The organism is uncultured Luteimonas sp. (genome assembly GCF_947492465.1).
Classification (GTDB): Bacteria; Pseudomonadota; Gammaproteobacteria; order Xanthomonadales; family Xanthomonadaceae; genus Luteimonas.
This window is the reverse complement of sequence record NZ_CANLNF010000007.1, coordinates 89,429-108,130: the sequence shown is the minus strand read 5'-3', so window position 1 is coordinate 108,130 and position 18,702 is coordinate 89,429. Positions and strand designations below refer to the sequence as shown.

The following is an 18,702-nucleotide window of genomic DNA, read 5'->3' as shown; positions in this document are numbered from 1 at the left end:
ACCGGTAGCGCTGCGGACCCGGCCCGCCAGGGCTGGCGCACGACCTGCGGCGTTTCCGCGTCGGTCCGGTCGACCGCCGGCATGCCCGCACATCGCGACGCTCACGGCATCCCGCCGTCGCGCGCCACCGGCAGCCGCCAGCCGCGCCGGATCGCCAGCCAGCGCAGCACGAAACAGGCCACCGCGCCGGCCACCGCCACCGGCGCGGCCGGCAGCGACAGCGCGTGTCCGGCCACGACCACCAGCGCGCCGGCCAGGGCCGCGACCGCATACAGCTCGCGCTGCAGCACGCCCGGGATGGTCGCGACCAGCACGTCGCGCACGATGCCGCCGCCCACCCCCGACAGGATGCCGAGCATGACCGCGCCGGTCGGGCCGAGCCCGGCCGCCAGCGCCTTGCCCGCGCCCAGCACCGCGAACAGCGACAGCCCGATCGCATCGGAGATCTGTACCGGGTTGCGCATGCGCTCGACCTGTTCGTGCCAGCGGAACGTCACCAGCCCGGCCGCCACCGACACCGCCAGGTAGCGCCAGTCCAGCACCGAGGCCGGCACCAGTCCCAGCAGCACGTCGCGGATGATGCCGCCGGCGGTGGCGGCGGCGAAGGACAGCACCAGCACGCCGAACAGGTCGAGCCGGTGGCGTACCGCCACCAGCCCGCCGCTGATCGCGAAGGCGAACGTGCCGAGGAAGTCGATCAGGGCGACGAAGGTCGAGGTCATGGCGTGCTGCGGAAAGTACGGAGGATCGACGACGCAGGCTCAGGACAGCGGTTCGGGCTCGCGCATGCCGGCGATCTTCGGCGGCAGCGGAATGAACTCGCCGTCGTCCAGGTCCGGCAGCTTCATCCGGCCGGCGGCCCAGTCCGCGCGCGCCTGTTCGATGCGCTCCTTCGACGAGGATACGAAGTTCCAGTCGATGTAGCGCGGCCCCACCGGTTCGCCGCCCAGCGCCATCAGCACCGCATCGGTGAGCGCCTCGATGGTGACCGCGTCGCCCGGCGCAAGCACCGCCATGCTGCCGGCCTCCACGCGCTGGCCGCGGATCTCCACCTCGCCGCGCGCGACGTAGACCGCGCGCTCCGGGTACTCGGCCGGCAGCGACACGCGCGCGCCCGCGCCCAGCTGCCAGTGCAGGTAGAACTGCGGCGAGTCCACGCGCACCGGCGATTCCACGCCGGCCAGGCGACCGGCGATCAGGCGACCGGTCACGCCGTCGTCCTCGAACACAGGCAGCGCCTGCGCCGGGTAGTGCCAGAAGCCCGGATCGGTCTCCTCGCGCGAGTCGGGCAGCGCCACCCAGGCCTGGATCCCGTCCATCGGCCCGCCCTCCGCGCGCAGCCGCTCGAAGCGCTCGGAGTGGGTGATGCCGCGGCCTGCGGTCATCCAGTTCACCTCTCCGGGGCGCACGGCCTGTTCGGAGCCGACGCTGTCGCGATGCATGATCTCGCCATCGAACAGGTAGGTGATGGTGGACAGGCCGATGTGCGGGTGCGGGCGCACGTCTGCCTCGGGCGGCAGGCCCGGCGCGATCCGCTTGGGACCCATGCGGTCGAAGAAGATGTAGGGCCCGACCATGCGGCGCCTGGCGAAAGGCAGCACCCGGCCGACCTCGAAGCTGCCAAGGTCGCGGGAACGCTGCCGGATGAGGAGTTCGATCATGCGCCTGCACCTGCCGATCCGGTTGCGGAGGCGACATCATCGCAGCTGCAGGCGGCAAGCGTGATGCGGGGGTACGACGGGTCGGGCGGTCTTGCGCGCCCGGAAAAGAAAAAGGCCACCCCCGCGCGAGCGGGAGTGGCCAACGGCGACGGGGAGTACGCCGTAATTACTTGCCGACCGGGAGAGACTGGTCGGTGTCGGGCTGGATCGTGCCCACCGGCGACGGAGTCGTCATCAGGTCGTGGTTCCAGCGATCGCCATCGACCATCACGTGGGCGGCGGCGCCGAGCAGGATCGCCTCGATCAGGTTGTGGTTGACGTAGGCGTACAGACCCGGCTGGTGGAAGGTGTAGAGCGCCGCCCCCGCCGAGCCGCCGCGGATGAACCAGGTCTCCAGGTTCTTGAGCGGAGCATTGGCGAACTTTCCTTCCTCCCAGACGTAGTCGCCGTGGCCGCCGATCAGGTGCGGGCGCGTGTCGCGGTTGGCCTGCGAGTGGATGAACAGGACCGTCTCGCCCACCTTGCTCGTCAGGGCGTTCTCGCCCGTCAGCGCACCGGCCGCACCGTTGAACACCACGTGCGAGGGGGTAAGGGTCTTCATCGCGGCGAGCGTATCGGGCAGCGCCTCGGCGTGCGAGTCATAGGACTTGAAGTTGCCGTTCTCGTCGCGCGGGATGTAGAACTCCGTCTCGCCGATATAGTAGGCGCGGTCGTACTTGAGCTGCTTGCCGTTGCCGTCCGTCAAACCCTCGCGCGGCAGCACCATCACCGTGCCGTGCATGCCGGCCACCACGTGCCAGGGGGTCATCGGGCCGCCCGGGGCGCAGTGGTAGACGAAGGTGCCGGCGCGCGTGGCCTTCCAGCGGATCGTCACTTCCTCGCCCGGCTGCACCACGGTGATCTCGCCGCCGCCCATCGCGCCGGTGGCCGAGTGGAAGTCGATGTTGTGCGGCATCGTATTGGTGGCCAGGTTGACCAGCGTCACCTCGACGTAGTCGCCTTCATGCACCACCATCAGCGGGCCGGGGATCGAGCCGCCGAAGGTCATCGCGTGCATCTTGGTGCCTTCGCCGTCGATGGTGATTTCCTTCTCGACGATCGGCAGGGTGAACTGCACCACCTTCGGGCCGCCCTTGGCCACCTGGTCGTGGTCGTGGACGAAGGGGGGGCGCTTCAGGGTGACCTGCTGGCGCGGCAGGGCAGCCAGGTCGGAAGCCTGGTCGAGCGTCGCGTTGACCAGTTCCAGCGAATCCACCGCGTGTGCGGGGGTGGAGGCGCCGGCGCCCAGTGCCAGGACAAGGGCCGAAGCAAGAAGACTCGTGTGCAGCAGGTTCATGAGGTTTTTCCTCGATATCCACGTTGTTGGGTACGGGGATATCGTGGGCACCGGGCACGCGATTGGATTTGATTGAAATCAACCGGACCCCCGCGTATGGGGGTCGATCGCGCGCGGCTTGACCTGGATCAAGCCGCGCAGCTCAGCCGCAGGGGCGGTCCTTCGCGAACGGGTTGAGGCGGCGCACCCAGCTGTCGCCGCAGTCGATGTCGGCCGGCGCGCGCGCGGCGGCATCGGCCTTGCGGCGCGCGGCAGCGTCGCGACGCGCCCGGTCCGCCGCCTCGATCCGGGCGCGGACCTGCGGCAGCGCGGCCAGCGCGGCGCGTTCGCCCTCGAGGATCGCGGCGTTACGCTGTTCGAAACTGACCGGCCCGATCGCGTTGACCTGCGGACGGATCACCACGTCCGCGCGCGCCAGTTCCTGCCGGCCCAGGGTCTGGCCCATGATCGTGATCGACTGGTTGACGATGCCGGCCAGTGCCGTCGGCGCGGTGCCGCCTGCCTTGCTGGAGATGTCGACCGCGATGACCACGTCCGCGCCCAGCTGGCGCGCCGCATCCACCGGCACCGGGCTGACCACGCCGCCATCGACATAGCTGTGCGCCCCGATGCGCACCGGTTCGAACACGCCCGGCACGCTGCTCGAGGCGCGCACCGCCTGGCCGGTGTTGCCGCGCACGAAGACCACGCGGTCGCCGGTGTCCAGGCGCGTGGACACCGCCGCGAACGGTTTGGCCAGGCGCTCGATGGGCTGGGTGCCGATCTCGCGGTTGACGTAGTCCTGCAGCGCCTGGCCCTGCACCAGCCCGCCGGAAAACAGGCGCACGTCGCGCAGGGTCGATTCGTCCAGCGCCACCGCGCGCTCCTGCATGGTGAACGCGTCCATGCCGCTGGCGTACAGCGCACCCACCACGCTGCCCGCGCTGGTGCCGGCCACGACGTCGGCGCGGATACCGTTGGCCTCGAGCATCTTGATCGCGCCGATGTGGGCAAAGCCCTTGGCTGCGCCGCCGCCCAGCGCCAGGCCGATCCGCAGCGGTGGCAAAGCAGGCGCGGACGCGGCGGGCACCGGCGCGGACGCGGGCGCCTCGTCGCCGCGCACGGCCTTGCCGCCGCCACAGGCGGCCAGCGCCGCCAGCAGCACGGCGGCGGAAGTGAAGCGGGGCAGGGCGGCGTTGGCGGGCATGCGGCGCGAGGCTGGGAAAGGGACGTTGGCGGGAAGCGCCCGGACGGCGGGCCGTAAGCCCGTGCCGACGAGGCAGGGTGGCAGCGAGCATAGCGACCGCCGGCCTGTCGCCGGCTGAAGCGGGCCGCGCGGCAGTGGAAGGCTTTCGATCACCCCGTTCCGGTCGTCCGTCGCGTCCGGCTGCGGCACCGGACACCCGTCGCCCTGGGGTGCGCTGCCGGCATCCGGAATGGCACCCGGCGTCTCAGCGCAGCGGCAGCTGTTCCCGGGCGAAGCGAAGGCAAAGAAAAAGGCCGGTTTCCCGGCCTTTCCCTGTCCATCGAGTGGTGGAGCCAGGGAGGATCGAACTCCCGACCTCGTCATTGCGAACGACGCGCTCTCCCAGCTGAGCTATGGCCCCACGAGGCAGCGCATTATACCGGTGCCTCGGCCCCGCTGCCAACGGCCAGCAGCGGCGCCAGCACCGGCTCGAGCTGGGCGCGGCGCCAGCCCGACAGCATGCCGGGCCAGTCTTCGCCATCGAGCAGCGTCTCCAGCCAGCGCCGCGACGCCAGCACGCCGTCGGGCAGGCCCAGTTCCGTGCTGCGCGCGGCCACCGCGTCCTGCAGCCGCCGCAGCGCCTTGCGGTCGCGCTCGCTGGTGCGTGGCGGCGGCGCGTCGGCCTCGTCGTCGAGCGGTGTCTGCAGGGCGGCCAGGATCGGGCCGGACAGCTTGCGCGGCGCCTTGGGGTGGGCGTCGAGCAGCCGTTCCAGGGCGGGCGCGTCGTCCGGCGCTTCGCGCGCGAGGGTCGCGGCCAGGTCGTTGTCCAGCACCCAGGTGCGCGGGCGGTCGCTGCGCCGGGCCTGCTGCTCGCGCCAGCGCAGCAGCCGCAGCAGCCGCCGCTGGCCGTCCGCGTCCAGGAACTGGACGCTGCGCAGCGCCAGGTGCGGCCAGCGCTCGGATTCATCGCGGCGCGCGACGTCCACCATCCGCGCACAGTCCTCGGCGAACCACTCCGCGCGCCCCAGCGCCTGCAGCCTGGCATCGAGCGCATCGTGCACGGCGAACAGGTGGCGCACGTCGTCGGCGGCGTAGGCCAGCTGGGACGGCGAGAGCGGGCGCTTCATCCAGTCCGAGCGGGTCTCGCCCTTGTCGACGGCGATGCCGAGCAGCTCCTGCACCAGCCGCTGGTAGCCCAGCCCGGCGCCGACGCCCGCCAGCGACGCCGCGATCTGGGTGTCGAACAGCGGATCGGGCAGCACGCCGCAGGCCTGTCGCAGCGCCACCAGGTCCTCGCTGGCGCTGTGCATGATCTTGAGCACCGAACGGTCCGAGAGCAGCGGCGCCAGTGCGGCGGCCATGCCATCGGCGAGCATGTCCACCAGCAGGATCAGCGGCTCGGTCGTTGTCGGCGTCCCGATCGCCACCTGCACCAGCGACAGCTGCGGCCAGTAGGTGCGTTCGCGGATGAATTCGGTATCGACGGCGACGCGGGTGCTGGCGGCGGCGAGGTGCGTGCGGAGGACGGCGGGGTCCGCGACCCAGTGTGGCGTAGACGACATGGGGCGGCAGCCTAACGGCGCGCGGGGCGGGCTGGCAATGCCGCATCCACGGCACGGAACCGTGCATGGCCGCAGTGCGCGGGCGCTGCCCGGCTTCGCGCCGGTCGACACGATCGCTTAATCTGGCGCCGATGTCGTCGAGCAAGTCCCGATTGCGCTGGGCCTGGATCGCGTGCGCCCTGGGTGCCGCGCTGTGCGCCGGCTGCGCGCGCGAGGACGCGGATCCGGACGTGGCCGGCGACGAGCCCGCGGCGGCCGAGGTCGCCGAAGGCAGCGTCACCATCAGCGGCGACGACAGTGCGGCGGCCAGCCTGACCTGGCGCGCGCCGGCGGTGGACCTGGCGGGCGCGGATCCGGCCGAACTGCGCGAACGCGCCAGCGCTGCGCTCGCCGATGGCCGGCTGTACGAGGATGCCGACGCCGCCGTGCCGATCTATCTGGCGCTGTCGAACCTGCCCGAGCACAGCCGCTTCGCCGAGGCCGGGCTGCAGCGCGCCCAGCGCCAGCTGCTGCAGGAAGGCGACGCCGCGCTGGCCGCGGCAGGCGAGGACGATGCGGCGCTGCGCGAGGCACTGGAGCTGGCCACGATCCTGCGCGCGATCGACCCGCAGGCCGAGGCGGTGCAGGGCTTCCTGGCCCGGGTCGACCTGGCCGAACGCGTGTCCGCGTCCAACCAGGCCGGCGAGCAGGCGCTGGCCGCCGGCGACCTGGGCGAGACCGGCGGTGGCGCGCTGGCGGCGTTCCGCGAGGCGCTCGAACTGGTGCCGGGGCAGCCGCGCGCGCAGCAGGGCCTGGCGGCGGTGGAAAGCGCGCTGATCCGGCGCGCGGAGGCGGCGGCAGAGACCGCGGACTTCGACACGGCCGCGCGCTGGCTCGCCCATGCCACCGAAGTGCGACCCGATGACGGGCTGGACACCGTGGCCGACGCGCGCGAGCGCGTTTCCCGGATCCGCGCCACCCGCATCACCCGCCTGCGCGACCTGGGCATCGGCGCGCTGCCCCGGTTCGGCGGCATCGACCAGGCTCGGCGCCATCTGGCCGACCTGCTGCGCATCGCCCGTCCGGGCGATCCCGCCGCGGTGGAGCTGCGCGAGCGCATCGACCTGGCCGTGCACTACGGCATGTATGCGCCCGGCCAGGTCTTCACCGACGCGCTGCAGACCGGCGGTCGCGGCCCGCAGATGGCGGTGGTGCCGCACGGCGCATTCACGATGGGCGCCGCGGACGGCGAACGCGACGCCAGCGACTACGAACGGCCGGCACACGCGATCCGCTTCGGCCGCGGTTTCGGCATGTCGATCCGCGAGGTCACCGTCGGCCAGTTCCGGCGCTTCATCGCCGCCACCGGACACCGTACCCGCGCGTCGCGGCGCGGCTTCTCGATGGTCTACGACGAGCGCAGCAACAACTTCGTGCGCAGCAGCGGCGCCGACTGGCATACCGACTACCTCGGCCGCCCGGCCGACGACGGCCTGCCGGTGCTGCACGTGAGCGCGCGCGATGCGCAGGCCTACGTGGAGTGGCTGTCGGCGCAGACCGGCAAGCGCTACCGCCTGCCCAGCGAAGCCGAGTTCGAGTACGCGCTGCGCGCCGGCGGCCGCGGGCGCTTCCCCTGGGGCGAAGGCGAACCGCCGCCGCGGGTGGCCAACACCACCGGCGGGCTGGACCGCTCGCCGGCCGGGCGCACCTGGGCCAACGCGTTCACCGGCTACGGCGACGGCTACTGGGGGCCCGCGCCGGTGGGCAGCATGGAACCCAATGCATGGGGCCTTCACGACCTGTCCGGCAACGTCAGCGAATGGGTCGCCGACTGCTGGCATGATGGTTACCGCCGTGCACCCGGCGACGGCTCGGCCTGGATCAATCCAGGCTGCCGCGACCAGGTGATCCGCGGCGGCTCCTGGGCGAGTTCGCCCGCGCAGACGCGGTCGGCCTGGCGCGCGCCGGCATCGGTGGACATCACCAATGCGCGGCTCGGGTTTCGCGTGGTACGTGAGCTGTAGCGCTGGTCTGGACAGGGTTGGAGGAAAGCAACGATGCGACGTGACCCGTTCGGTGGGCGCCACCGGCAACAACCTTCCGGCGGCAGGCGCGGAATCAATCCGCGCTTCATCATCCTGCTGCTGTTCGCCGGCTATGGCGTGTACTACTGGTTCTCCAACCAGTCGGTGGATGCGGTCACCGGCGAATCGGTGCTGATCGACCGCAACCTCTCCATCGAGGACGAGAAGACGCTGGGGCTGCAGGCCTACCAGGAGATCCTGAGCCAGGAGCGCCCGGTGGATCCGGACTCGCCGATCGCGCGCCAGGTGCGCGGCATCGCGGAACGGCTGGTGGACAAGGTGCCGGTGGTCGAGCAGGCGCTGGCCGCCGAGAACGGACAGCCGGCGCCGACCTTCTCGCAGGGCTTCGCCTGGGAGGTCAACGTCATCGAGTCCGAGCAGGCCAACGCCTTCTGCCTGCCCGGCGGCAAGATGGCCGTGTACACCGGGCTGGTGCCGGTGGCGCGGAACGAGAACGCGATGGCCGTGGTGATGGGCCACGAGATCGCCCATGCGCTGCTGCGCCACGGCGCCCAACGCATGGCCCAGCAGAAGCTGAGCCAGGTCGGGCAGATGGCCGGCGCGATGAGCGGCATGGATCCGCAGCAGCAGCAGATGATCATGGCCGCGATGGGCTACGGCTACCTGCTGCCGTATGCGCGCAAGCACGAGACTCAGGCCGACGAGGTCGGGCTGATGCTGGCCGCCGCCGCCTGTTTCGATCCGCAGGAGGCGGTGCCGCTGTGGGAGCGGATGAGCGAGGCCAGCGGCGGGCAGGCGCAGCCGGAGTTCTCCTCCACCCATCCCAATCCGGGGACGCGCATCGCCAACCTGCAGTCGCTGATGCCCAAGGCGATGGAATACCGGGAGCGTTTCTGTTCCCCCGCGCAGGCCGCGAGCGGCCAGCGCTGAGCGGTCGCGAGGGCACCGTGCCTGCCGAAACGGCAGGACGGCGCGAGCCTTGCCGCCTTCAGAACCCCATGTACAGGCCGCCGTTGACCGGGATGTTCGCGCCGGTGACGTAGCCGGCCTCGTCGGCGCTGAGGAACTCGACCGTGCGCGCGATTTCCGACGGCTGCCCGAGCCTGCCGACCGGGACGCGGTCGACGATGCCCTGGCGGATCTCGTCCGGGATCGCCGCGACCAGCGCCGTTTCGCAGTAGCCGGGCGACACCGAGTTCACGGTCACGCCCTTGCGCGCCACTTCGCGCGCCAGGGCCATGGTGAAGCCGTGCATGCCGGCCTTGGCGGCCGAGTAGTTGGTCTGGCCGAACTGGCCGGTCTGGCCGTTGACCGAACTGATGTTGACGATGCGGCCGAAACCGCGCGACATCATGCCTTCGACCGCGTGCCGGCACAGGTTGAACACGCTGTCGAGGTTGACTGACATCACCGCGTCCCACTGCGCGCGCTCCATCTTGCGCAGGGTGGTGTCGCGGGTGATGCCGGCGGCGTTGACCAGGATGTCGAGCGAGCCGTGCGCCTGCTCCACCCCGGCCACGAAAGCCGCGCAGGCATCGAAGTCGGACACGTCCAGCGCCGCGAAACGGATGTCCAGTCCCTCGACCTGCTGACCGAAGCGCGCGACGCGCTCCGGATCGGTGCCCAGGTCGGCGGCGATGACGCGCCGTCCGGCGCGGGCAAGGTGGATGCAGATCGCCGAGCCGAGCCCGCCGATGCCGCCCGTCACGACGGCGACGCGATTGTTCATGGGATATCCGGGAACTGGAGCTGGGAAGTGGTGCTGGAGTGCGGGCGGCGCGCGACGCCGCGGCGGATCTGCGCGGCGCGGTCAGCGGCCGCGGCGCTCCGGATCCGGCTTCTGGCCGACGCTGCCGGTCAGGTTCTTCTGGAATTCCTTCCACATTTCCATGTTGCGCTCGGTGAGCTGGTTCATCATCGCCCACGGCGTCTGGCCGAGCATGCCGCCCATCTGCTGGCGGAACTGCGCCTGCTGGTCGAGGAACACCTGCATCGACCGCTCCAGGTAGCTGCCCATGAAGCCCTGCATCGAATCGCCGTAGAAGCGGATGATCTGGCTCAGCAGCTGGGTCGACAGCACCGGCTCGCCGTCCGACTCGTGCTCGGCGATGATCTGCAGCAGCACCGATCGGGTGAGATCGTCGCCGGACTTGGCATCGCGGACCTCGAACTCCTCGCCGTCGACGATCAGCTGGCGCACATCCTCGATCGTGATGTAGCTCGAGATCTCGGTGTCGTAGAGACGGCGATTTGGATACTTCTTGATGATCCGGGTCGAGGCCATGGAGCAATTGCTCGAAGGATTGGTGCCTCGCAGCATGGCGCAGCGCAGCACGGCTTGCAAGCCGTGGCCTGGCGGCTCGCGCCGGGGCGTCAGGGACGGCATGACGGCGCCTGTCGAGCGGCGCCGTCGGAGCGGATCGCCGCACCTGCAGGGAAACAGCCGGACGACGCGCGTCCATCGGTTGGGCCGCGCCCGCCCGGATTGCGGGTGCGACGCGCCGGACGCGGCTCTGCCGCTGGCGGGCGAAGCGCGGGCGCAGCCGGCGAGGGCGGCCGGCTGGCGTGCCCGCGTTCCGGTCCGTGCGCCGCACCCAGATGCGGAAGGCCGGCAAGGCCGGCCTTCCGCGGATCCTGCGCAGTCCCGCCCGGGACTACCAGCCCATGTGGTGGCCGCCGTTGATGTCCAGGTTGGACCCGGTGATCCAGGCGGCCTGCTCGTCGACCAGGAAGGCCACCGCGTAGGCGATCTCCTCCGGCTTGCCGAGACGACCGGTGGGAATGTCGGCGGCGATCTTGGCGCGCACTTCCTCCGGCACCGCCATCACCATGTCGGTGGCCACGTAGCCGGGCGAGACGGTGTTGACGGTGATCCCGAGCTTGGCGTTCTCGCGCGCCAGCGAAATCGTGAAGCCGTGCATGCCGGCCTTGGCCGCGGCGTAGTTGGCCTGGCCGTACTGGCCCTTGAGGCCGTTGATCGAACTGATCTGGATGATCCGGCCCCACTTGCGCTCGCGCATGCCCTCGATCACGGGGCGGGTGACGCTGAACACCGAGTTGAGATTGGTGTTGATGACGTCGGTCCACTGCTGCGCGGACATCTTGTGGAAGGTGCCGTCGCGGGTGATGCCGGCGTTGTTGACCAGGATCTCGACCGGCCCCAGCTGCTGCTCGACCTCGCGCACCATCGCGGCGGCTTCGTCGGGCGAGGTGACGTCGCCCTTGACCAGGGTGAAGTCGTAGCCGTCGGCCTTCATGTGCGCCTGCCAGGCGCGCGCCTTTTCTTCGTTGCGGTAGTTGGTCGCCACCTTGTGGCCCTGGTCCGCAAGCCGCTTGCAGATCGCCGTGCCAATCCCGCCCGTTCCGCCGGTCACCAGAGCCACGCGCGTCGTCATGTCCTTTGTCCTCTTCCGCCGCTGCCGCGGCACCGTCTCCAGTCTAGTCGCGACAGGCGACAGCGGTGTTGTGCATCGCGGCGCGAAGCGCGACCGGCCCGCGCGGGATGCGCGCAGGATCGAACGCCTCCGTCGCCAGGGCGAGGAACCGCGCTGGCGTCGAGGCGGCCCACAGGGCGGCGCCGTCCGCCTGGCCCAGCACGCGCCAGGCGGCGGACAACGCCTGCATCGGTGCCGCCGGATCCACCGCCAGCGCCGCATGCGACTTCGACAGCTTGTGGCCGGCCTCGTCCAGCACCAGGGGCAGGTGCAGGTAGCCGGGTGTCGGCAATCCCAGCCGCTGCTGCAGCAGGATCTGGCGCGGCGTGGAGTCGAGCAGGTCGGCGCCGCGCACCACCTGGCTGATGCCCTGGGCGGCGTCGTCGACCACCACCGCCAGCTGGTAGGCCCAGGGGCCATCGGCGCGGCGCAGCACGAAGTCGCCGACGCCGGCGGCCACGTCCTGCTCGATCCGGCCGTGGACGGGATCGTCGAAACCGACCAGCGTGCCGTCCGCCACGCGCAGGCGGATCGCCGGGTCCTCGCGCCGGGCGCCGGGCACGCAGCGGCGATGGATGCCGCCGCTGTCCGAGAGCGCGGCGCGGCTGCAGTGGCAGACGAAGGCATCGCCGCCGGCCAGCAGCCGGTCGAGCGCGGCCCGGTAGAGATGACCTCGATCGCTCTGCCGGACCACGGGCCCGTCGCTGTGCAATCCGAAGCCGCGCAGCGTGGCGAGTTGCGCGTCGGCGGCGCCGGGCACCTCGCGTGGCGGGTCGAGATCCTCGACCCGCACCAGCCATTGGCCACCGGCGCGTCGCGCCATCAGCCAGCTGCCCAGGGCGGCGACCAGCGAGCCGAAGTGCAGGGGGCCGGTCGGCGAGGGCGCGAAGCGGCCGCGGTAGGGGGCGGGGGCGGGCATCGGTCGGACTGAATGGAGGACGTGCGCGAGCGGCCCCGCGACTTGAAATTCATCGCTCGCAACCATAATCGATCACGGCGACCGGCGCCCCATGACGCCGGCCAGGAAGCAACCCCATGTTCAAGCGCATCACCCTGTTCCTGCTCACCAACCTGGCGGTGCTGGCCCTGGTCAGCGTCGTCATGTCCGTCCTCGGCGTGAACCCGTCCACCTTCGGCGGCCTGCTGGTGTTCGCCGCGCTGTTCGGTTTCGGCGGCTCGCTGATCTCGCTGGCGATGTCCAAGTGGACCGCCAAGCGGTTCAGCGGCGCGCAGGTGATCACCCAGCCCCGCAACGAGGTCGAGCGCTGGCTGGTGGAAACGGTCCGCGGCCAGGCCCAGGCGGCCGGCATCGGCATGCCCGAGGTCGCCGTCTACGACGCCCCCGAGATCAACGCCTTCGCCACCGGGGCCAACCGCAACAACGCCCTGGTCGCGGTGTCGACCGGCCTGCTGCGTTCGATGGACCGCGACGAGGCAGAGGCCGTGCTCGCCCACGAAGTGGCGCACGTGGCCAACGGCGACATGGTGACCATGGCCCTGCTGCAGGGCGTGCTCAACACCTTCGTGATCGTGCTGGCGCGCGTGGTCGGCCGGGTGGTCGATGGCTACCTCAGCGGCGGCCGCGACAACGGCGGTGGCGGGCTGGGTTACTTCGCGGTGGTGTTCGTGCTGGACATGGTGTTCGGCCTGTTCGCGAGCATGATCGCGATGTGGTTTTCGCGCCATCGCGAGTTCCGCGCCGACGCCGGCGGCGCGGCGCTGGCCGGTCGCGAGAAGATGATCGCCGCGCTGCAGCGGCTGGCCCAGAACCAGGGCGCCAACACCCTGCCCAAGCAGATCGCCGCCTTCGGCATCAGCGGTGCGATGGGGCACGGCCTGCGCCGGCTGCTGCTCAGCCATCCGCCGCTGGAGGAGCGCATCGCCGCCCTGCGCAATGCGCCGCCGGAAACGCTGCGCGAGGGCATCGCGGTCTGAGCCGCCCAGGCTCGACCAGCGCTCCAAACGAAGGCCAAACGCGAAGGCGCCGGGCAACCGGCGCCTTTCCCCGTAGTTGACTGCGCCAGGGATCCGCACGCGCGGATCTGCCGGCAGCCGGGGCGCCGGCCCCCGTGAGTCACTCGAAGTCGTAGTTCATCGCCGGGCCAGGCGTGGCCAGGAAGTAGCCCTGCACGTAGTCGACGCCCGAGGAGAACAGGATCGACATGCTGGCCGCGTCCTGCACGTGTTCGGCGATGGTGCGGATGCCCAGTTCCCGCGCGCGGTTGGCGATCTCGCGCACCCGCGCCTGGTTGTCCGCGCTGCGCGGCAGGTCCTCGATGAAGCTGCGGTCGACCTTGAGCAGGTTCGGCTTGAGGTGGGCCAGCAGCTGGAACGAATCCAGGCCCATGCCGAACTGTTCCAGCGACAGGCGGCAATCGAAGCGCCCGATCGCATCGGCGAAGGCCTGGGTCGCCTTGAGGTGGGTGAACACCTTGGCCTCGGGCAGCTGCAGCACCAGGTACTCGCCCGGCACGCCGTGCGCCTGCAGCTGCTGGCCGACGAACTCGGCCAGACCCGGATCGTCCAGCGCCGCCTGGCTGACCTTGACCAGCAGGGTCGTGGGCCGGTTGGATGCGATGCGCTGGCCGATCGCGGTGATCGCCTGCCCCAGCACCGCGCGGTCGATTTCACCGAGCAGGGCATGGTCCTCGGCGATCTGCAGGAAACTGGTCGGCGCGATCAGCTGGCCGTCGCCCGGATCCAGGCGCATCAGCGCCTCGTAGGTGGCGCCGGTGTCGCCCTGCAGGTTGATGATCGGCTGGTAGTGCAGCACGAAGCGATCGTTGTCCAGGGCATCGCGCAGGCGTGCCACCCAGGCCTGGACGTGCTCTTCCTCGGCGCGGTCGACCGCGGCCGGATCGAAGATCTCGAAGCGGTTGCCGCCCACGCCGCTGGACGACTCCATGCCCTGTGTCGCCCTGGCCAGCACCTGCGAGACGCTGGCGATCTTCTCGCCGATCTGCACGCCGCCGATGCTCGGGGTGATCACGCTCGAACGCGCGCCGATCTGGAACACGTCGGCCGAGAACGCGGCCAGGATCCGCTCGGCGAGCGCGCAGGTGGCCGCATAGTCGCTGTCGCGCAGCAGCACCGCGAGGGTGTGCTCGGAGAAACGCGCGGCGATCGCGCGGCCGCCCAGGTCGTCCTGCTGCAGCAGCGCCTGCAGGCGCTGGCCGATCGAGGCCAGCAGCGCGTCGGCGGACTCCAGGCCGATTTCCTGCAGCAGCCGGTGGTAGTGGTCCGGCTCGAGCATGAGCAGGCCGTGCTGGCCGTTGTTCTGGCCGGCATCGTCGACCGCGTCCTCCAGCGAGCGCAGGAAGGTCGGTCGGTTGAGCAGGCCGGTGACCTGGTCGCGCTTGCGCAGCTCCTCCAGCTCCTGGGCGAGCTCGGGATCGAACTCCTGGCGGCGGAACACCACCTGCAGGCAGGCCTCGCCTTCGTACTGGGCCTGGGTGAACTCCATCGAGGCGGGGAAGGCGTTGCCCTCCAGGTCGCGCGCCTCGAGCTCGTAGCGCGGCGGCGGCGCGTCGCCCTTGGCCATCGACTTGAGCAGCTGCTTGAAGCCTTCCACGTGCTGCGGCGCGACCATGTCCAGCAGCGACATGCCCTCGATGTCCTCGAAGTCCTCGTAGCCGAACATCTCCAGGTAGGCGGCGTTGGCGCGGATGTGCATGCCTTCGTGGATGTAGGCGATCGGGTCGCGCGAGGACTCGATCAGCGCGTCGCAGCGGCGCTCGGTCTCGCGGACCCGCGATTCGAGCCGGCGCTGCGCGCGCCGCGCGTCGAGGTCGGCCCATTCGTTCTGCACCTGCGACAGCACCTGCTGCGGACGGTGCCTGACCGCCACCGCGCGCGCGCCGACGGTCAGCGCGGCGTCGTACTGGGCCTCGTCGAGCTGGTCGGCGATGGCCACCACCGGCAGGTCCTTGCCGCAGCCCGTGACCAGCTGCACGGCCTCGGCGAAGGGCAGCGCCTGCGAGGACAGGGCGGCCAGTACGAGGTCGGCCGGGCCGGCGAGCGCCGCGGAGAGCTCGTCGGCGCTGGCCGCGCGTACCGGCCGGACCGCGATCCCGGCATTGCGCAGTCCGCTGACCAGCGCCTCGGCGTCCTCGACCCGATCGTCGACGATCAGCAGGCGCAGGGCGTTGTCCGACTTCATCGACATGCGTTCTCTCCCCCGTGTGGGGCGTTATGCCATGGCCGTCCGCCGGCGTCCATGGCCGCGGGCAGCAGCGGCCGCTTGGATGCATCGCCCGCCACTTCGCGCACCAGCCGCGGCAGCAGGTAACCGGGCAGCCGGTCACGCATCGCCGCATGCAGGGCCAGGGCCGCCGCGTCGTCGACTTCGAAATGGGCGGCACCGGCGACGCGGTCGAGCTGGTGCAGGTAGTAGGGCAGCACGCCGGCGGCGAAGCTGCGCTCGTGCAGCGCGGCCTGGGCGTCGAGGCTGTCGTTCACGCCGCGCAGCAGCACCGCCTGGTTGAGCAGCAGCGCGCCGGCCGCACGCAGGCGGGCCATCGCGGCATCCACCTCGGCGTCGAATTCCCGTGCGTGGTTGGCGTGCACCACCACGGCCACCGGCCAGGGCAGCGCCGCGATCCAGTCCACCAGCGCGGCGTCCACCCGTTCAGGCAGCACGACCGGCAGACGGGTGTGGATGCGTAGCCGGCGCACGTGGGCGATGCCGGCCAGCGCGGCGGTGAGTTCGGCCAGCTTCGGCGTGGCCAGCGACAGCGGATCGCCGCCGGACAGGATCACCTCGTGCAGCGACGGGTCTGCCGCGATCGCCTCGACCGCGCCCTGCCAGCCGCCCGCCGCCGCGCTCTGCTCGGCGTAGGGGAAGTGTCGACGGAAGCAGTAGCGGCAGTGCACCGCGCAGCTGCCGGTGGCCACCAGCAGGGCACGCCCGGCGTACTTGCGGATCACGCCCTGGCCGGCGCCGGCCTGCGCGTCACCCACCGCATCCAGGTCGAAGCCGGGCACCGGACGCAGCTCCTCGTCCAGCGGCAGCACCTGGCGCAGCAGCGGGTCGTGCGGGTCGCCGTGCCGCATCCGGCCCACGAATCCGCGCGGCACGCGCAGCGCGAACGCCTCGGTCGCGGCCTCGGAGGCGGGCACCACGCCATCCAGGCCAAGCAGCGCGAGCAGCTCGCGCGGGTCGCGGATGGCCTCGCGCCATGCCTGTTGCCAGCCCTGCGGCTGCAGCCGGGTGGGGGCAGCAGTTATCATGAGCGGTCCGTATTCCTTGCCCGGCGCCGCCGGGTGTCCCGATCCCATCATTCTAGCCGCCCACGCGCGGCCAAGCAGGAGACCCCATGGCCAGTTTGGGCATGAACGACGTGAAGAACGGCCAGAAGATCCTGGTCAACAACGAACCGGCGATCATCACCGAGACCGATTACGTCAAGCCCGGCAAGGGCCAGGCCTTCACCCGCGTGCGCTATCGGCTGATCAAGTCCGGCCGGGTGCAGGAAATCACCATGAAGTCGACCGACTCGGTCGAAGCGGCCGACGTCGTCGACACCGACATGCAGTACCTGTACAGCGACGGCGAGTACTGGCACTTCATGAATCCGGAGAGCTTCGAGCAGGTGCAGTCGGACAAGGCCGGCATGGGCGGGGCGGAGAAGTGGCTCAAGGGCGAGGAAACCTGCGTGGTGACGCTCTGGAACGGCACGCCGATCATGGTGACGCCGCCGAACTTCGTCGAACTCAAGATCACCGAGACCGACCCGGGCGTGCGCGGCGACACCTCGGGCGGCGGCGGCAAGCCGGCCACCCTGGAAACCGGTGCGGTGGTGCGCGTGCCGCTGTTTGTCGGCCAGGAGGAAGTGATCAAGGTCGACACCCGTTCGGGCGAGTACGTCAGCCGCGTCAAGTAAGGCAGGGGCCGCGCGCCGTCGCGGCCCGCATCTTCCCGGGCCAAGGGCCCGGATCCTGTCTTCGATCAGTCGTCGTCGTGATCCCTGCGCCAGCGCCGCCCGGCGCGCAATGCCCGGGTGGTTGCGGTCGCTGGCGCGGAGTCTCCCCCGGCACCGCCCGCGCGTGCGGTGCACGGCGATGATCGACCGATGCACGGCCGCCGGCGTTCGCGCCGCGACGGTGCGCGGCCGCAGCCGCAAGCGCCCATCGTCAACGCGCTGTCCAATCCGACCTGTCAGAATGTGGGGCATGACCGAATCATCCCCTCCCCAGACCTGCGACCTGCTGATCGAAGCCGGCTTCGTGGTGCCGGTCGAGCCGCATGCGGTGGTGCTCGAGGACCATGCGGTCGCCGTGCGCGACGGCGTCATCGTGGCCGTGCTGCCGACCGCCGAGGCGCGCAGGCGCTTTGCCGCGCGCGAGACCGTGTCGCGCCCGGATGCCGCGCTGATTCCCGGCCTGGTCAACGCCCACACCCACAATCCGATGACCCTGCTGCGCGGGATCGCCGACGACCTGCCGCTCAAGGTGTGGCTGCAGCAGCACATCTGGCCGATCGAGGGCGCGGTGATGAGTCCGGCCTTCGTCGAGGACGGCGTGACCCTGGCGATCGCCGAACTGCTGCGCGGCGGCGTGACCTGCGTCAACGAGAACTACTTCTTCCCCGACGTGCAGGCCGCGACCTACCGCAGGCACGGTTTCCGTGCGCGCGTCGGCCTGCCGGTGATCGATTTCCCCACCGCCTGGGCCGGCAGCGACGACGAGTATTTCGACAAGGCCGGTGCGGTCCACGACCAGTGGCGCGACGATCCGCTGGTCGCCACCGCGTTTGCGCCGCATGCGCCGTACACCGTCAACGACGCCAATTTCGAACGCGTGCGCATGCTCGCCGACCAGCTCGACGTGCCCGTGCACCTGCACCTGCACGAGACAGCGCAGGAGGTCGAGCAGTCGCTGAAGGACCATGGCCAGCGCCCGATCGCGCGCCTGGACCGGCTGGGGCTGGTCAACGACCGGCTGATCGCGGTGCACATGACCCAGCTGACCGAGGCCGAGATCCACCTGTGCGCCGAGCGCGGCGTGGGCGTGGTGCATTGTCCCGAGTCCAACCTCAAGCTGGCATCGGGCTTCTGCCCGGCCTGCGCGCTGGAGCGCGCCGGGGTGACCCTGGCGATCGGCACCGACGGCGTGGCCAGCAACAACGACCTGGACATGTTCGGCGAAACCCGCACCGCCGCGCTGCTGGCCAAGGCCGTCGCCGACGACGCCGCGGCGCTGGACGCGTTCAGCGCGCTGCGCGCAGCGACCCTGGGCGGCGCCAGGGCCATCGGCTTCGACCACCTGGTCGGCTCGATCGAGCCGGGCAAGCAGGCCGACCTGGCCTGCGTCGACCTGTCTGCACTGGAAACCCAGCCGCTGCACCACGTGGTCTCGCAGCTGGTCTATGCGACCGGCCGCCACCAGGTGGACGATGTCTGGATCGCCGGACGCGCGAAGCTGCGCGGGCGCCAGCTGGTGGACATGGACGCCGCCGCGATCGTCGCCAATGCGCGGCAGTGGCGGGAGCGGATCGCCGGGATCCGCATCAGCTGAACCGG

The 18,702-nt window shown here is 71.0% G+C and carries 14 protein-coding genes, 1 tRNA gene and 2 pseudogenes; 5 read left to right on the top strand and 12 right to left on the bottom strand.

Annotated elements, in window-relative coordinates:
- Window positions 1–101: 101 nt before the first annotated feature.
- From Q0863_RS14875 to rnd, 6 genes are all read right to left on the bottom strand, one after another.
- Window positions 102–722, bottom strand: a complete 621-nt coding sequence (locus Q0863_RS14875) for a trimeric intracellular cation channel family protein (protein ID WP_298580061.1) — start codon at window positions 720–722, stop codon at window positions 102–104.
- A gap of 39 nt (window positions 723–761) precedes the next feature.
- Window positions 762–1,661, bottom strand: a complete 900-nt coding sequence (locus Q0863_RS14870; protein WP_298580059.1) for a pirin family protein — start codon at window positions 1,659–1,661, stop codon at window positions 762–764.
- A gap of 166 nt (window positions 1,662–1,827) precedes the next feature.
- A complete protein-coding gene (gene nirK / locus Q0863_RS14865) occupies window positions 1,828–2,997 on the bottom strand; it encodes a copper-containing nitrite reductase (protein ID WP_298580056.1) in 1,170 nt (389 codons plus the stop codon).
- A gap of 142 nt (window positions 2,998–3,139) precedes the next feature.
- Entirely contained in the window at window positions 3,140–4,183 is a 1,044-nt protein-coding gene (locus Q0863_RS14860) for a patatin-like phospholipase family protein (RefSeq protein ID WP_298580054.1), read from the bottom strand.
- 324 nt (window positions 4,184–4,507) lie between these two features.
- Window positions 4,508–4,583, bottom strand: a tRNA-Ala gene (locus tag Q0863_RS14855).
- A 13-nt stretch (window positions 4,584–4,596) separates the two neighbouring features.
- Entirely contained in the window at window positions 4,597–5,724 is a 1,128-nt protein-coding gene (rnd, locus tag Q0863_RS14850) for a ribonuclease D (RefSeq protein ID WP_298580051.1), read from the bottom strand.
- A 131-nt stretch (window positions 5,725–5,855) separates the two neighbouring features.
- On the opposite strand from rnd, the gene Q0863_RS14845 reads away from it, so the two are divergent.
- A complete protein-coding gene (locus Q0863_RS14845; protein WP_298580048.1) occupies window positions 5,856–7,727 on the top strand; it encodes a formylglycine-generating enzyme family protein in 1,872 nt (623 codons plus the stop codon).
- Window positions 7,728–7,760: 33 nt separating this feature from the next.
- The gene (locus tag Q0863_RS14840) at window positions 7,761–8,678 is read left to right on the top strand and encodes a M48 family metallopeptidase (RefSeq protein ID WP_298580045.1); all 918 of its coding nucleotides are present in this window, start codon (window positions 7,761–7,763) and stop codon (window positions 8,676–8,678) included.
- Between the two features lie 58 nt (window positions 8,679–8,736).
- On the opposite strand, the gene phbB is transcribed toward Q0863_RS14840, so the two are convergent.
- The 4 genes and pseudogenes from phbB to gluQRS form a co-directional block, all read right to left on the bottom strand.
- Window positions 8,737–9,477 carry an acetoacetyl-CoA reductase gene (gene phbB / locus Q0863_RS14835; RefSeq protein WP_298580042.1) on the bottom strand — a complete coding sequence of 247 codons (741 nt, stop codon included), beginning with the start codon at window positions 9,475–9,477 and terminating at the stop codon, window positions 8,737–8,739.
- Window positions 9,478–9,606: 129 nt separating this feature from the next.
- A pseudogene (gene phaR / locus Q0863_RS14830) lies at window positions 9,607–10,032 on the bottom strand (polyhydroxyalkanoate synthesis repressor PhaR); the annotation flags it as partial.
- A 370-nt stretch (window positions 10,033–10,402) separates the two neighbouring features.
- Window positions 10,403–11,143 (bottom strand): beta-ketoacyl-ACP reductase, encoded by a 741-nt coding sequence (locus tag Q0863_RS14825; protein ID WP_298580039.1) that lies wholly within the window; start codon window positions 11,141–11,143, stop codon window positions 10,403–10,405.
- Between the two features lie 43 nt (window positions 11,144–11,186).
- Complete coding sequence (gluQRS, locus tag Q0863_RS14820) at window positions 11,187–12,101, bottom strand: tRNA glutamyl-Q(34) synthetase GluQRS (RefSeq protein WP_298580036.1); 915 nt, start codon at window positions 12,099–12,101, stop codon at window positions 11,187–11,189.
- A gap of 116 nt (window positions 12,102–12,217) precedes the next feature.
- Between gluQRS and htpX the strand changes: the two genes are divergently transcribed.
- Window positions 12,218–13,117 carry a protease HtpX gene (gene htpX / locus Q0863_RS14815; RefSeq protein ID WP_298580034.1) on the top strand — a complete coding sequence of 300 codons (900 nt, stop codon included), beginning with the start codon at window positions 12,218–12,220 and terminating at the stop codon, window positions 13,115–13,117.
- A gap of 139 nt (window positions 13,118–13,256) precedes the next feature.
- On the opposite strand, the gene Q0863_RS14810 is transcribed toward htpX, so the two are convergent.
- Entirely contained in the window at window positions 13,257–15,347 is a 2,091-nt protein-coding gene (locus tag Q0863_RS14810; RefSeq protein ID WP_298580031.1) for an EAL domain-containing protein, read from the bottom strand.
- Between the two features lie 65 nt (window positions 15,348–15,412).
- Window positions 15,413–16,411: pseudogene (gene epmB / locus Q0863_RS14805) on the bottom strand (EF-P beta-lysylation protein EpmB); the annotation flags it as partial.
- A gap of 86 nt (window positions 16,412–16,497) precedes the next feature.
- Between epmB and efp the strand changes: the two are divergent.
- The gene (gene efp / locus Q0863_RS14800; RefSeq protein ID WP_298580027.1) at window positions 16,498–17,064 is read left to right on the top strand and encodes an elongation factor P; all 567 of its coding nucleotides are present in this window, start codon (window positions 16,498–16,500) and stop codon (window positions 17,062–17,064) included.
- A 289-nt stretch (window positions 17,065–17,353) separates the two neighbouring features.
- The gene (locus tag Q0863_RS14795; protein WP_298580023.1) at window positions 17,354–18,697 is read left to right on the top strand and encodes a TRZ/ATZ family hydrolase; all 1,344 of its coding nucleotides are present in this window, start codon (window positions 17,354–17,356) and stop codon (window positions 18,695–18,697) included.
- Window positions 18,698–18,702: the final 5 nt, after the last annotated feature.